This window comes from Halomonas sp. YLGW01 (assembly GCF_014840935.1).
Classification (GTDB): Bacteria; Pseudomonadota; Gammaproteobacteria; order Pseudomonadales; family Halomonadaceae; genus Onishia.
The window spans coordinates 2,535,004-2,547,805 of the sequence record NZ_CP062005.1 but is presented as its reverse complement, the minus strand read 5'-3'; the positions used below and the strand labels follow the sequence as shown (position 1 = coordinate 2,547,805).

Annotated in this window: 15 protein-coding genes; 4 read left to right on the top strand and 11 right to left on the bottom strand. The window is 66.7% G+C overall.

What is annotated here, in order from left to right:
* Positions 1 to 105 precede the first annotated feature (105 nt).
* Positions 106 to 1,107 carry an NADP-dependent oxidoreductase gene (locus IEJ03_RS11695; RefSeq protein ID WP_192035028.1) on the bottom strand — a complete coding sequence of 334 codons (1,002 nt, stop codon included), beginning with the start codon at positions 1,105 to 1,107 and terminating at the stop codon, positions 106 to 108.
* A 177-nt stretch (positions 1,108 to 1,284) separates the two neighbouring features.
* Between IEJ03_RS11695 and IEJ03_RS11690 the strand changes: the two genes are divergently transcribed.
* Both IEJ03_RS11690 and IEJ03_RS11685 read left to right on the top strand, forming a co-directional pair.
* The gene (locus tag IEJ03_RS11690) at positions 1,285 to 2,229 is read left to right on the top strand and encodes a LysR family transcriptional regulator (RefSeq protein ID WP_192035027.1); all 945 of its coding nucleotides are present in this window, start codon (positions 1,285 to 1,287) and stop codon (positions 2,227 to 2,229) included.
* A gap of 61 nt (positions 2,230 to 2,290) precedes the next feature.
* A complete protein-coding gene (locus tag IEJ03_RS11685; protein ID WP_192035026.1) occupies positions 2,291 to 2,593 on the top strand; it encodes a Dabb family protein in 303 nt (100 codons plus the stop codon).
* Between the two features lie 27 nt (positions 2,594 to 2,620).
* Here IEJ03_RS11685 and IEJ03_RS11680 read toward each other — a convergent pair whose 3' ends face one another.
* Both IEJ03_RS11680 and IEJ03_RS11675 read right to left on the bottom strand, forming a co-directional pair.
* Positions 2,621 to 3,277, bottom strand: a complete 657-nt coding sequence (locus IEJ03_RS11680) for a 2OG-Fe(II) oxygenase (protein ID WP_192035025.1) — start codon at positions 3,275 to 3,277, stop codon at positions 2,621 to 2,623.
* Positions 3,274 to 3,981: a CoA pyrophosphatase gene (locus IEJ03_RS11675; RefSeq protein WP_192035024.1), complete on the bottom strand. Its 708-nt coding sequence runs from the start codon at positions 3,979 to 3,981 to the stop codon at positions 3,274 to 3,276. The genes IEJ03_RS11680 and IEJ03_RS11675 overlap by 4 nt, the downstream gene beginning before the upstream one ends.
* An 84-nt stretch (positions 3,982 to 4,065) precedes the next feature.
* On the opposite strand from IEJ03_RS11675, the gene IEJ03_RS11670 reads away from it, so the two are divergent.
* Positions 4,066 to 4,623 carry an NUDIX hydrolase gene (locus IEJ03_RS11670; protein ID WP_192035023.1) on the top strand — a complete coding sequence of 186 codons (558 nt, stop codon included), beginning with the start codon at positions 4,066 to 4,068 and terminating at the stop codon, positions 4,621 to 4,623.
* Between the two features lie 74 nt (positions 4,624 to 4,697).
* Here IEJ03_RS11670 and IEJ03_RS11665 read toward each other — a convergent pair whose 3' ends face one another.
* Positions 4,698 to 5,477 carry a TraX family protein gene (locus IEJ03_RS11665; RefSeq protein WP_192035022.1) on the bottom strand — a complete coding sequence of 260 codons (780 nt, stop codon included), beginning with the start codon at positions 5,475 to 5,477 and terminating at the stop codon, positions 4,698 to 4,700.
* Between the two features lie 64 nt (positions 5,478 to 5,541).
* On the bottom strand, positions 5,542 to 5,940 hold the full coding sequence (locus IEJ03_RS11660; RefSeq protein ID WP_192035021.1) for a gamma-glutamylcyclotransferase family protein: 399 nt from the start codon (positions 5,938 to 5,940) through the stop codon (positions 5,542 to 5,544).
* A gap of 168 nt (positions 5,941 to 6,108) precedes the next feature.
* Here IEJ03_RS11660 and IEJ03_RS11655 point away from each other — a divergent pair, with 168 nt between their 5' ends.
* Complete coding sequence (locus IEJ03_RS11655; RefSeq protein ID WP_192035020.1) at positions 6,109 to 7,314, top strand: cation:proton antiporter; 1,206 nt, start codon at positions 6,109 to 6,111, stop codon at positions 7,312 to 7,314.
* Positions 7,315 to 7,439: 125 nt separating this feature from the next.
* On the opposite strand, the gene IEJ03_RS11650 is transcribed toward IEJ03_RS11655, so the two are convergent.
* The 6 genes from IEJ03_RS11650 to IEJ03_RS11625 form a co-directional block, all read right to left on the bottom strand.
* On the bottom strand, positions 7,440 to 8,204 hold the full coding sequence (locus IEJ03_RS11650) for a transporter substrate-binding domain-containing protein (RefSeq protein ID WP_192037295.1): 765 nt from the start codon (positions 8,202 to 8,204) through the stop codon (positions 7,440 to 7,442).
* Positions 8,205 to 8,364: 160 nt separating this feature from the next.
* Positions 8,365 to 9,096: an ABC transporter permease gene (locus IEJ03_RS11645; protein ID WP_192037294.1), complete on the bottom strand. Its 732-nt coding sequence runs from the start codon at positions 9,094 to 9,096 to the stop codon at positions 8,365 to 8,367.
* The gene (locus IEJ03_RS11640; RefSeq protein WP_192035019.1) at positions 9,096 to 9,800 is read right to left on the bottom strand and encodes an ABC transporter permease; all 705 of its coding nucleotides are present in this window, start codon (positions 9,798 to 9,800) and stop codon (positions 9,096 to 9,098) included. Before IEJ03_RS11640 ends, IEJ03_RS11645 begins: the two co-directional genes overlap by 1 nt.
* 28 nt (positions 9,801 to 9,828) lie before the next feature.
* Positions 9,829 to 10,599, bottom strand: coding sequence for an ATP-binding cassette domain-containing protein (locus IEJ03_RS11635; protein WP_192035018.1), 771 nt, complete (start codon positions 10,597 to 10,599; stop codon positions 9,829 to 9,831).
* A gap of 315 nt (positions 10,600 to 10,914) precedes the next feature.
* Entirely contained in the window at positions 10,915 to 11,904 is a 990-nt protein-coding gene (locus tag IEJ03_RS11630; protein ID WP_192035017.1) for a succinylglutamate desuccinylase, read from the bottom strand.
* A gap of 280 nt (positions 11,905 to 12,184) precedes the next feature.
* Complete coding sequence (locus tag IEJ03_RS11625; RefSeq protein WP_192035016.1) at positions 12,185 to 12,730, bottom strand: lipocalin family protein; 546 nt, start codon at positions 12,728 to 12,730, stop codon at positions 12,185 to 12,187.
* Positions 12,731 to 12,802: the final 72 nt, after the last annotated feature.

The window sequence follows — 12,802 nt, the reverse complement described above, 5'->3', positions numbered from 1 at the left end:
CTTCGGCCTGTTTATCCGCCTGTCGCTAACAGCGTGCATAAAGAACCGGCCGGACCCTGAAGGGCCCGGCCGGTGGTCTTTCAGCCGTACGGTAACCGTGAGTGCTTACAGCCTGACCAGCATCTTGCCGCGGTTGGCGCCTTCGAAGAGCTTGAGGAAGGCCTCCGGGGTGCGCTCCAGGCCTTCTTCGACGGTCTCCTCATAGTCGATCTGGCCGCTCTCGACCTGCGGGCCGACCGCCTCGAGGAACTCGGGGTAATGGGCCCAGTGATCGAAGACGATGAAGCCTTCCATGCGCGCCCGGCGAATCAGGATCATCGCCAGGTTGCCCGGCCCGGCGCTCGGGGTGTCCTCGTTGTAGCGGGCGATCATGCCGCAGACCGCGATGCGCGCGCCGACCTTGAGGGTGTTGAGCGCGGCTTCCAGGCAGATGCCGCCGACGTTCTCGTAGTAGACATCGAAGCCCTCCGGGCAGGCTTCCTTGAGCGCCTCGGTCAGCTGGGCGGCGTCCTTGCCCTTGTAGCTGACCGCCTTGACGCCCTGTGACTCCAGCCAGTCGAGCTTCTCCTGGGAGCCGGCGATGCCGACCACGGTACCGCCCTTGGCCTTGGCCAGCTGAACGGCGAGCGAGCCCACCGCGCCCGCGGCACCGCTGACCAGCACGTTATCGGCCTCCTTCATCTCGGCGATGCGGTTGAGGCCGGTCCAGGCGGTCATGCCCGGCATGCCGAGCACCCCGAGATAGGCCTGCTCCGGCACCTCGAAGGCGGGCAGCGGCTCGAGCTGGTTGCCCGGCAGCTGAGCGATGTCGCGCCAGCCCGCCATGTGACGCACCTTGGCGCCAACCGGGAAGCTCGGGTCGCGGGACTCGATCACCTCTCCCACCGCGGCGCCCTGCAGCGGTTCGCCGACCGTGAAGGGCTCGATGTAGGTGGTGACGCCGGTCATGCGGCCGCGCATGTAGGGGTCCACCGAGAGCCAGGTGTTGCGCACCCGGACCTCGCCGTCGGCCAGTGCCGGCAGCTCGGTCGCGTGCAGTTCGAACAGTTCGCGGGCCGGCGTGCCGCGTTGCGAATGGGCATTGATGGTGATGTAGCGTGCTTGCATGGGAAACTCCTGAACCAGGGAGGCGGGATGACCGGGGTGACCCCGACGAATGGCCCCAGACTAGAACAGGTTGGTCATATCAATCCAATGCATGTGGCTTAATTGCACTATTCGATTTGGTGATATGATTCGCCCTTGAAGCCCGGGGCGTCGTCCCCACGCCGTCACGGAGTCCCCATGCATCTCGCCGACCTCGCCCGCCATGACCTGAATGCGCTGGTCACCCTGCATGCGCTGCTCGACTCGAAGAGCGTGTCGCGAGCCGCCGAGCGACTCAACCTGAGCCAGCCGGCCGTCTCGCGGACCCTTGCCAAGCTGCGTCAGGCCTTCGATGATCCTCTCTTCGTGCGCACTCATCGCGGCCTGCGTCCCACCGCCCGTGCCGAGGCGCTGGGCCCGCCGCTGGCGAGATTGCTGCAGGAGCTGGGCGCGCTGCTGGCGCCGCCGACCTTCGATCCGGCCAGCACCACCAGGCGCTTCAGCCTGGCCAGCACCGACTACGGCATGCATGCCTTCCTGGCGCCCCAGTGGCGTGCCCTGAAGGAGGAGGCGCCGCATCTGCGGCTGGAGGTCGAGAGCTATCGCGGCAACATCGAACGCCAGCTGGACGAAGGCGGCCCGGAACTGGCGATCAGCGTGCCCGGCGAGCGGGTGCCCGCGAGCGTGCATGGCCGCGAGATCGGCGGCGATCGCTTCGTGTGTGTGATGCGCGAGGACCATCCGCTGGCGGCGACGCCAACGCTCACGCTGGACGACTTCCTGGCCGCCGATCACCAGCTGGTCAGCATGGGCGGCGATGATCGAGGCGCGGTGGACCTGGCGCTGGAACGCGCGGGACTTTGGCGTCGCGTCAGCCTGCGCCAGCCGCACTTCCTGGCGAGCTTCTCCACCACCCAGCACAGCGATCTGCTGCTGTGCGTGCCGGGCTGCCTGGCCGCCAGCGTGATCGATCATTGGGCTCTCGCGGTACGCGCCTTGCCCCTCGCGGTGCCGACCTTTTCCTACTGGCTGGTCTGGCATGAACGCCACCACGCCGACGCCGGCCATGCCTGGCTGCGCGAGCGGCTGTTCCATGGATTGACGGCGCGGCATCGGCTGCTCAGCGAGCGCCTGGCGGCGTGACCGGCGCGTGCCGATTTCCAACTCACTCGATTCCGACACACTCGATCGACAAGGACACCCCATGATCAAGCATATCGTGCTATGGACCCTGCATGAGCAGGCCGAGGGCCGCTCCAGGGCCGAGAATGCCGTGCAAGCGAAGCGTCAGCTGGAGGCGCTGAACGGCCGCATCGAGGGGCTGCTGAGCCTGGAGGTCGGCATCGACCTGCTGCACACGGACAGCTCGGCGGATCTCTCGCTGGTGGCGACGTTCGCCTGCCTCGAGGCCTTGGAGGCCTACCAGCAGCATCCTGAACACAAGGCGCTGATGCCGTTCATGGCCGCGATTCGGTGCGACCGGCGGGTCATCGACTACGCAGTATGAGGCTGGCCCCGGTTGCCCGAAAGCCAATCAGCGGGCCGGGTCGACCAGGCCGTTGAGGGAGGCGTTGCGGCGGAACCAGCCGGCGATGCTCGCCCGCGGCAACCGCGTCGGCAGCACCTCATGGGGCACCGTCTCCGAGAGAAAGCAGACGAAGGTGCCGGCCGTGGGGCGAATGCGCGCAAGCTCACGCTCGGGCGCGGCGGGATCGAAGATGGCCATCTCACCGCCGCCGTCGGCGGGCCAGTCGGGGTTCAGGTAGAGCACCGTCGAGACGACCCGGTTGGCGCGGCCACGGAAGCTGTCGACGTGCTTCTGGTAGAAGCTGCCCGGCGGGTAATGGGCGAAATGGGCCTCGAACTCGAAGAGCCCCAGATAGAGCTCGATGTTCAGGGCGTGCTGCAGGGTGTCCATGGCGGCCAGGTACTGGCGCTGGGGCAGGCTCTCCCGGTTAAGCCAGTGGATGGCGTCTCCGCGGATGTCGCGGCGCAGCTCGTGGGCGTCGCCGCGGCCGATGCCGGCGGCGCGCAGGGCGTCGCGCTGGGCCAGGTCAGCAAGCTCGCGCTGCAGGGCCAGGCACAGAGCGGGATCGATGAAGCCCTCGGCGACGCACCAGCCGTGTTCGACCAGGCCATCGACGAGTCCGGTCAGGGCGGTCGGGTCGAGCAGGGGGGAAGCGGAGATCATGGGGCACTCAGACGACGTTCGGGCCGGTAGCATAGCTTGCCCGGTGGGCGCTCGAACAGGCTGATCGGCATCGCGAAGCCCTCGGCCAGCAGGTCCACCAGCATCATCGCCGACAGGCCCCAGATCACATGGTCGTCGTCCCGTGGGCGGCGGGCCTCGCCGTCCGCCATCAGGGCGTTCAGGCTCTCGCCTGAGTCGTGGTCGCCGGGCATTCGATCGCCGGGCACCCGGTAGCTGGGAACATAGTAGTCGCGGCCATCGACACGAATCACGTCGGTATGAGTGCGCTTGTCATCGAGGAAGTGCGACAGCGGCACCTCGAAGATGGCGTCCAGCTCACCGAGCTCCGGGACCAGCGGCAGATCGGCGGGAATCAGCCCCACATAGGGGGTGACGCGGATGCCGTGCAGCGAGATCACGTCGCTGAGCCGGCCCAGCAGCTGCACCCGCTCGGGGGGCAGGGCGATCTCTTCCTCGGCCTCGCGCAGGGCGGTGTCCAGCAGGTCATCGTCGCCCTGCTCCCACTTGCCGCCGGGGAAGGCGACCTGGCCGCCATGCTGCTTGAGGTGGTCCGCGCGACGGGTGAACAACAGGGTCGGTTCGGGGCGATCCACGATCGGCAACAGCACCGCGGCGCGGGGCAGCTTGAGGGTCAGCCGTTGCGGGACATGTGCTTGCAGGCGATCGCGAAGTTTCTCTAACATGGGCCTTCCACAGGGTTTCTTCCCTTGTACCCAGCCCCCGTCAGAGCGTCAAGTGGGCATCCCACAGGCCGCGTGAGGACCGTCATGAATTTCTGCAGCCAGTGCGGGCAAAATGTCCGTTTTGCCATTCCCAAGGGCGATGATCGCCCGCGCTTCCTCTGCGATGCCTGCGGTACCATCCACTACCAGAACCCGCGTATCGTCGCTGGCACCCTGCCGGTGAGCGGCAGCAGGGTACTGCTGTGCCGACGCGCCATCGCCCCGCGCAAGGGCTACTGGACGCTGCCGGCGGGCTTCATGGAGAACGCCGAGACCACTGTCGAAGCGGCGGCCCGGGAGACCCGCGAGGAGGCCTGCGCCGAGGTCGAGATCCACGATCTCTACACCATGATCAATCTGCCGCACATCGATCAGGTGTTCATGATCTTTCGTGCGGATCTCGCCGGCGGCTTCGATGCCGGCCCCGAGAGCCTCGAGGTGGCGCTGTTCGAGGAGCATGAGGTGCCCTGGGACGAGCTGGCCTTCCCGACCATCGAGCGCACCCTGCACCATTTCTTCAGCGACCGGGTCGACGCGCACTACCCGCTACATATCAGCGATATCACCCCCGAGGATCGCGAGCGCTACTTCGGTAGCGCCTGAGCCCTGAGTTCGAGCAGATGGTTCGGCGCTCGGCAGCACGGCGGAGGAGGTCCGCGTGTCTGGCGGGGGACTGGCTAGCGCGGCCAGTGCAGGAGCAGCGCGATCGCCGCGAAGTGCCCGGGGTACCAGGCGAGCCATAGCCGCCTCGGCATCGGGACGGGGACCCTGGGCACCTGGCGCCCGGCCCCGGTGGCCAGCATCACCACGGCCAGGCTGGTCGCGACCGTGAAGGCCTTGGCCATCGTCGAGCTGTTCATCAGGCCGGCGGTGACCAGCACCGGCAGGGCGGAGGCGATCGACACCGCTGCGTCCGGCAGGCTTTTCGAAGGGCTAGCCGGCACCGCCTCACGGGCCGACTCACGCACTGCTGAGAAGGCCAGCATGTACAGCGGGATCATGGCCAGGCCCAGGTGACCGTACTCGACCCAGGACCCCAGCACCCACCAGCTGAGCAACAGCATCGCGAGGCTCGCGACCATCAGGCCCGCAGGCATCGAGGGGCCGCCCGGTGCCCGCTGATGCATCCACATATCGCGCATCACGCTGCCGGCGGCCAGTCCCGCCGCCAGGGTGAAGCAGATATTCAGCTGGAAGCCGTCCCGAGGCATGGTCAGGTAGGGCAGCTGGGCGATCAGGCCGATGATCAGGATGCGCCGTGCGTAGCGCAGGGGACTTCGGGTATTGAAGAGGCCGTGCCAGGCGACCATGGCGGAGAACAGCGGGAAGGCGATGCGGCCGAGCGAGGCGCTGAGCCAGCCTGCGTCCCAGTTGTCGGGCAGCAGGTAGCGGACGACGTGGTCGAGGGTCATGGTGATCAGCGCCAGCCACTGCCCCCAGCCGGTCCAGTGAGACATCAGCGCCTCGCCCGAGGGTGAGCGCCTGGGGGTGCGGTATCGCTCGTGGCCCCTGCCGGGCCGCTCAGGCACGGTGACGATCGTCGTCGAAGCACGCCATCGGATCGCTGCGCACATCCTCGACCCAGGCACAGGGCTTCATGTAGACCCAGGCGCCGCAGGTATTCCCCTGACTGTCGCTGATCGCCAGCCGTCGCCGCCGGTAGCCGTCGTGGTCATTGATGCGTTGCAGGTGGTCGAGGGCGTCGAGGGTTCGCTCGTCGACCCGGTAGAGCTCCCCCGTGACCCGGTGGCCCCGTCCCTTCACCTCGACCAGCACGGGCCGATAGTCCTCGCCGTGTAGCACCAGCGGATAGGCGTCGCAGGTCGTGCCCCGGTCGACAAACTCGGCCTTGGCCAGATGGGCGGCGTGGTTCACGAAGCCGCGTTTCAGGGTGCCGTAGACGAACATCAGGTGGGGCATGGGGCGCCTCCTCGTGCGTGGCGGGGCGGGTGTCGGCCGGATTGTCTGCGGTAACGACACCTTGCCTGTCGCCATCATGATCTCAAAGGGTATCCTCAAGTCGAGCGTCGGGCCAATCCCGGCCCTCATGATGGTTGGCGTCCCACCCACACCTGAGGACTCGTGAGCATGGAGGCAATCTACGCGGACTGGCTCTTGGCCGAGATGATGCCTGGCACCCAGAGCTTGATCATTCTCGGGATCATTCTCAGCTCGAGCATCCTCGCCGATGTGGTGGCGCGCCACACTCGGCTGCCGCGCATCTCGCTGCTGGTGATGGTGGGACTCGCGGTGGCGGTCGTGCGCCAGGGGATGTGGGGCGAGCCCTATGCGCCGCCACTTGGCGAGCTCGGTGAGCCGTTGATCCATTTCGCCCTGGTGATGGTGGCCTTCCTGCTGGGCGGGGAGCTGACCGTCGAGCGGCTGCGCGCCCTTGGTCCCGTGATCCTGGTGATGTCGCTTGCCGTGATCGGCGTCGGCGCCACGGCGGTGGGGCTGGGGCTGGCGGCGCTGGGGTTCCCGCTGACCGTGGCCGTGTCGCTGGCGGCGATCTCGGTGGCCACCGACCCGGCGGCCGTCACCGAGACCATTCGCGAGGCTCGGGACACCCGGCTCAGCGCCCGCATCCTGCTGGGCATCGTTGCCATCGACGATGCCTGGGGCATTCTGATCTTCGGACTGGCCATGGCCCTGCTCGGCTGGCTGGGTGCCGGCGATGGCATGCAGGCCATGCTGCTGGCGGGCTGGGAGCTGGGTGGCGCGCTGCTGCTGGGTGTCGGCATCGGCCTGCCGGGGGCCTGGCTGACCGGTCGATTGCGCCCCGGTGAGCCCACCCAGGCCGAGGCCATCGCGCTGATCCTGCTGATGGCCGGGCTGGCCAGCTACTTCCATGTCTCGGCGCTGCTCAGCGCCATGGTAGCTGGCTGCCTGATCGTCAACCTGTCGCCCCATCACACCCGTTCCTTCGCCGAGATCGAGCACATCGAGTGGCCCTTCCTGGTGTTCTTCTTCGTACTCTCGGGGGCCAGCGTGGAGCTCGCCTATGCCGGCACGGCGATCGGCCTGACGATGGCCTATCTGCTGCTGCGCCTGGTGGGGCGTTATCTGGGCGGACGGCTGGGCACCCGGCTGTTGCGCTCCCGAGAGACCGGCCTGCCCCGGGACGTCGGGCTGGCGCTGACACCCCAGGCGGGGGTAGCGATGGGTATGGCGCTGCTCGCGGCCGAGCGCTATCCCGAGGAGGGGCCGCTGATCATCGCCGTGGTGGTGGTCTCGACCGTGGTCTTCGAGCTGATCGGGCCCTTGCTGGTGCGCCGGGTGCTGCGGGCGCCCTGAACGGGGATGAACTGAGTCAGGGTGAGCTGGGCGGAAACGGCCGGATACGACAACGCCGGCGCGGGGCCGGCGTTGCGAATGCTCCTGCGGGGCCCCGCAAGGCGGGGCTCGCTCGGGGCGACGGCTTACTTGGCGCCGAAGTATTCGCCGTAGATGTCCTCGTAGGTGCCGTTGTCCTTCAGGGTAGACAGGGCCTCATTGAAGGCGTTAGCCAGGTCTTCGTCGCGCTGGCGGAAGGCGATGCCGAAGCCGTCACCGAAGTATTCCTTGGGCTCGGTGATCATCTCGCCGATGACCTTGTAGTCGCCGGCGTTGCTGTCGATCAGCGTGGCCTTGCCGACCGGGAAGTCGAGGAAGACGATGTCCAGACGACCGGCGTCCATGTCCAGCACCATGTCGTCGGCGGTGGCATAGCGGTTGATGTCGGCCACGTCGCCGAAGTTATCGGTCACGTAGTTGTCCTGCAGGGTGCCGCGCTGCACACCGATGGTGCTGCCTTCCAGGGTCTGCGGGTAAGGCATCTCGATGTCGCTTGCGCTCGGGGCGAACCAGGCGGACGGCGGGGTGAAGTACGGGTCGGAGAACAGCACCTGCTTGCGACGGTCGTCGTTGATGGTCATGGACGACATGATGGCGTCGTACTTGCGTGCCATCAGGCCCGGGATGATGCCGTCCCAGCCCTGCACGACCCATTCACACTGGATGCCGATCTCGGCGCATAGCGCGTTGCCCAGTTCGATGTCGAAGCCGGTCAGCTCGCCATCGGGGGTGCGGAATTCCATCGGTTCGTAGGGGACGTCGACGCCGATGCGGATATCGCGGACGTCGGCGTTGGCGCTGCCGGCAAAGAGGGTGGCGCCGATCAGGCTGATACCGAGAACTGTCTGGATCTTCATGGAGGATGTCTCCGTTATTGTAGTGAATCACCTTGTGGGTGATGTCCGCCGCCCAAGATAGCGCACCCCGGGGGCGGCCGGAAGGGGGAAGCAGGGCAGAAACTGCCCTGCTTCCCAACGCACGTTTGACGCTAAGGCCTTAGATGTAAAGCCCTTACTGACTCGAGGGCCGAAGGTGGGCGAGCAGGCGCCGCTCGAGATAGCGGAACAGGTAGAGGATGGCGAAGGTCAGGCACAGGTAGATCGCCGCCACGAACAGGAACGCATCGAAGGGCGCATAGAAGCGGGCATAGACGAAGCGCGCCGCCCCGGTCAGGTCCATGATCGTGACCACGCTGGCGATGGCGCTGGCATGCAACATGAAGATCACCTCGTTGCCGTAGGCCGGCAGGGCACGACGGAAGGCGCTGGGCAGCACGATGCGCCGCATCATCAGCCACCAGGACATGCCATAGGCGCGGGCCGCCTCGATCTCGCCCTTGGGCGTGGACTTGATGGCGCCACGGAAGATCTCGGTGGTGTAGGCGGCGGTGTTGAGCGTGAAGGCGATCAGCGCCGGCACGAAGGGCTTCTCGAGCAGCACCCACAGCCAGGTGTCCTGAATGCCCTCGATGAACACCACGCCGTAATAGATCAGGTACAGCTGTACCAGCAGCGGCGTGCCGCGGAACACATAGCAGTAGAAGAAGATCGGCAGCTTGATCCACCGATGCTGGGAGCCGCGGCCGATGGCCAGCGGCACCGCCAGCACCAGGCCGATGATCAGCGACAGGAACACCAGCTGGACGGTGGTCGTCAGGCCTTCGCCGTAGTAGGAGAGGGTCTGCAGGGTGAAGATGGTGTTGTCGGCCAGCAGTCCTTCGATCCAGGTCGTGAGCGATTCCATCATTTGGTCTCCCCGAAGCCGACGTCATAGCGTTTCTGCAGCCGGGCGAAACCCCATTCGGAGACGCTGGCGATCAGCAGGTAGACGCCGGCGACGATCAGCATGAAGGTGAAGGGCTCGCGGGTCGCCTTGGAGGCCTCGGCGGCCACGCGCACCATGTCCGACAGTCCGATCACCGACACCAGGGCGGTGGTCTTGAGCAATACCATCCAGTTGTTCGACAGGCCCGGCAGGGCGTGGCGCATCATCAGCGGGAAGCGGATGCGCCGGAACACCAGCCAGTTGCTCATGCCATAGGCGCGGCCGGCCTCGATCTGGCCGTTGTCCACCGCCATGAAGGCGCCGCGGAAGGTCTCGCCCATGTAGGCGCCGAAGATCAGGCCGATGGTCACCACGCCGGCCACGAACTCGTTGACGTTGATGAAGATGTCGATCTCGAACTGGTAGTAGAGCCAGTCGGTGACCTGGTTGATGCCGATCTGGCCGCCGAAGAACAGCAGCATCATTAGCACCAGGTCCGGCACGCCGCGGATGATGGTGGTGTAGAGGGTGCCGATGCGGTGTGCCACCCAACTGCGCGACATCTTGGCGCTGGCGGTGAGCAGGCCGAGCACCACCGAGAGGATCAGCGACAGCACCCCCAGCTGGAGGGTGATCATGGCGCCCTCGAACAGGCGCGGGCCGTAGCCATGCAGGTCGATCATGTGAGTCTCCTTGTCCCGAGGCGGCGCATCAGTGCTTGGGCGCCAGGAACTGCTTGAGGCGCTCGGACTTGGGGTTGCCGAGCACCTCGTCGGGCGGCCCGGCCTCTTCGACCTGACCCTGATGCAGGTAGATCACCTGGGTGGAGACATCGCGGGCGAAGGCCATCTCGTGGGTGACCACGATCATGGTGCGGCCTTCCCTGGCGAGGTCGCGCATGACCTTGAGCACGTCGCCGACCAGCTCCGGATCCAGCGCCGAGGTCGGCTCGTCGAACAGCATCACCTCCGGATCCATGGCCAGCGCCCGGGCGATGGCGCCGCGCTGCTGCTGGCCGCCGGACATCTGGGCCGGGTAGTAGTCGGCGCGCTCGGCGAGGCCGACCCGCTCGAGGAGCTCCCGGGCGTGGGCGATAGCCTCCTGGCGGGGCTTGCCGAGCACATGGATCGGCGCCTCGATGATGTTCTCGAGCAGCGTCATGTGGGCCCAGAGGTTGAAGCTCTGGAAGACCATCGACAGCTTGGCGCGCATGCCGACCACCTGCTTCCAGTCGGCCGGTTCGCGACCGTGCTTGGTCATCTTGAACTGGATGTCCTCACCGTGGACGATCAGGTCGCCCTCGTCGGGCTGCTCGAGCAGGTTCATGCAGCGCAGGAAGGTGCTCTTGCCGGAGCCGGAGGCACCGATCAGGGTGATGACATCGCCCTTCTGGGCCTGGAGCGACAGGCCCTTCAGTACCTCGGTATCACCGAAGCGTTTCTTGATGTTGCGTACTTCCAGGGGAATAGGCGTAGCGGCCATGGATTCGAGCTCCAGTGCAGGGGGCCTCGTGCCGGGGATGGCGGCAGGGCAGGGAATCATCGTGGCTGGCGCGAAAAAAGGGGCGATTCTATCAGCCCGTGCACGGGCTTTCAGAATCGATCTTGGCTCGTTCGCTACGACTATTGTCGATCGGCCGGGGGCGGGTCACCATGGTGAATTCCTCTAACTTGTTGTTTTAATGAATGATAGGTCGTCTGGACCTGTTGCAGACGCTTGCTTCATGGCCCGTCGGCCGCCGCCGACGGGCGTCTGGTTGTGGGTGGTGGTGTCTGTGTTGCCGGTCGCCCGCTGGACTCAGACGGGCGGAGCCACCTCGATGACCAGCAGGGCGGCCCGGGCGCCGATCTCGACCCTGGCGTTGGGGAAGACCACCCGCTGTGGATGGTGCTCGACCACGTAATCGCCGGCCGCGGCGTCGTGGGCGAGCCGCTCGCCGGGGGCGAATTCACAGAAGTTCGGCGTGGCTTCATCGAAGCACAGCGAAAAGTCCTCGGACTGGCGCTTGAGCTCGTGCTCGACGCGGAAGAAGCTCATGGCCTCGGCCGCTGCGCCCGGCGGTTCCTGGCCTTCGAGCAGGGCCTCGAGCAGGGCGCGCATGGGGCGCAGGGCCGCCAGGTCATTCTCGCCGAAGGGGGCGACACGACCGAGCTCCAGGGTGAATGCCTGGGCACCATGATAGTGGCGTGAGTAATGCGAGAAGGTCCAGCTATGGCAGTGCTGATGGAGCACCGCCTGGATGCCGGCCCGGGACAGCCACTGCCACTGGGCGGGTTCGGTCACCACGGATTCGGTAAAGGGCTCCACCGCGAAGCGCGGGTAGCGGCTGTCGCGGATTGCCGTGTGCAGATCGTAGTGCAGGGGCGCGTGCGCATCGTGACGGGCGAAGAAATCATCCACCACCGCCATCAGGGTGCGGGCCCGGTCGGGCTCGTCGCCTGCGTCCGTGAGGTCACGGCGGAACAGCCGGTTCAGGTTGGTGCTGATGAAGCGCTCGCCGGCCCGCAGCGCCGGGGGATTGCCGATCAGCACCAGCACCGGTGCGCCGAGGCGAATCAGCCCGGCCTCGAGCCGTGCGAGCAGCTCGCCGAGGAGCTCCACCGGCGCCGTCTCGTTGCCGTGAACTGCCGCCGACAGCACGCAGGCGCGGGCGCCGGGTCGCGCTTCATTGGGGATCAGCTCGAGGATGCCGGGACCGTGCAGCCGATAGTGACCGAAGGGCAGGCGGCCGCGGTCGCGATTCGGGGCAACGTCGTCGAGCAGCTGAGCGAGCCAGTCAGCGAGCATGGGATTCACCGACGGAAGCGCGGGCGGCGGAACGCGCGAGCGGGCCTGGCAACGGGCGGCAGGGCGAAGCGAGGATGAAGGGCATGGGCATCTGCGGTCCGGTTATTGTCATTGGAGGCCGTCGTGAGACGGACGATGCTCCCACCATCCGAATCCGGTGTAGTGGCGGCAAGGGCGGACGTCGAGCTGATGAAAATGCCTGGTGAGATCCTGAAACTTGTCGGGCTATTTTGAGGGGCTATTTTGACGGGCTCTCTCGGCGGGCTCTTTTGACGAGCTCTCAGTGGGCCGGGCAGGCCTCGCCATGCTCGACCTCGATCAGCGCATCGACGGCGAAGTCGAGCTCGGCGGCGCGCTCCACCAGGGCCTGATAGGTGGCGGGGGCGAGGGTCGGGGTGCGGGCGAGGATCCACAGGTAGTCGCGGTTGGGGCCGGCCACCAGAGCGTGCCGGTAGTCCGGGTCGAGGGCCAGCACGTTGTAGCCCCCATAGAAGGGGCCGAAGAAGCTGACCTTGAGCCGAGCCACGTTCGGCTCCTCGATGAAGTAGGCCTTGCCCTCGGCGACGCTGGATTCGCCGGTCTCGAGATTGATACCCGAATTGATCACCGTGACGCCGCCATCGTCGCGCAGGGCGTAGTCGGCGGTGACGCAGTCGAGCCCTTCCTCGAAGCTGTGATCGAGACGCGCGATCTCGTACCAGCGCCCCAGGTAGCGGTCGAGGGTGAAGCCCTCGACCGCCTGGGTGCCTTCCGGGATGCCGGTACAGCCGGCGAGGAGCCCCCCGGCGACGAGGGGCAGGGCGATGGCGAGCGGGCGAAGGGGCATGGTGACTCCTGGGTGGCGGAACCTCTGCCCTCATCATAAGTGATTCATGATGCAGTGCCAGGGCCGCCGGCG

What these genes read in the sequence shown, in the direction of transcription:
- IEJ03_RS11695 (WP_192035028.1), bottom strand. Translation starts at nt 1,107, where the DNA reads ATGCAAGCACGCTACATCACCATCAATGCCCATTCGCAACGCGGCACG.
- IEJ03_RS11690 (WP_192035027.1), top strand. Translation starts at nt 1,285, where the DNA reads ATGCATCTCGCCGACCTCGCCCGCCATGACCTGAATGCGCTGGTCACC.
- IEJ03_RS11685 (WP_192035026.1), top strand. Translation starts at nt 2,291, where the DNA reads ATGATCAAGCATATCGTGCTATGGACCCTGCATGAGCAGGCCGAGGGC.
- IEJ03_RS11680 (WP_192035025.1), bottom strand. Translation starts at nt 3,277, where the DNA reads ATGATCTCCGCTTCCCCCCTGCTCGACCCGACCGCCCTGACCGGACTC.
- IEJ03_RS11675 (WP_192035024.1), bottom strand. Translation starts at nt 3,981, where the DNA reads ATGTTAGAGAAACTTCGCGATCGCCTGCAAGCACATGTCCCGCAACGG.
- IEJ03_RS11670 (WP_192035023.1), top strand. Translation starts at nt 4,066, where the DNA reads ATGAATTTCTGCAGCCAGTGCGGGCAAAATGTCCGTTTTGCCATTCCC.
- IEJ03_RS11665 (WP_192035022.1), bottom strand. Translation starts at nt 5,477, where the DNA reads ATGTCTCACTGGACCGGCTGGGGGCAGTGGCTGGCGCTGATCACCATG.
- IEJ03_RS11660 (WP_192035021.1), bottom strand. Translation starts at nt 5,940, where the DNA reads ATGCCCCACCTGATGTTCGTCTACGGCACCCTGAAACGCGGCTTCGTG.
- IEJ03_RS11655 (WP_192035020.1), top strand. Translation starts at nt 6,109, where the DNA reads ATGGAGGCAATCTACGCGGACTGGCTCTTGGCCGAGATGATGCCTGGC.
- IEJ03_RS11645 (WP_192037294.1), bottom strand. Translation starts at nt 9,096, where the DNA reads ATGGAATCGCTCACGACCTGGATCGAAGGACTGCTGGCCGACAACACC.
- IEJ03_RS11640 (WP_192035019.1), bottom strand. Translation starts at nt 9,800, where the DNA reads ATGATCGACCTGCATGGCTACGGCCCGCGCCTGTTCGAGGGCGCCATG.
- IEJ03_RS11635 (WP_192035018.1), bottom strand. Translation starts at nt 10,599, where the DNA reads ATGGCCGCTACGCCTATTCCCCTGGAAGTACGCAACATCAAGAAACGC.
- IEJ03_RS11630 (WP_192035017.1), bottom strand. Translation starts at nt 11,904, where the DNA reads ATGCTCGCTGACTGGCTCGCTCAGCTGCTCGACGACGTTGCCCCGAAT.
- IEJ03_RS11625 (WP_192035016.1), bottom strand. Translation starts at nt 12,730, where the DNA reads ATGCCCCTTCGCCCGCTCGCCATCGCCCTGCCCCTCGTCGCCGGGGGG.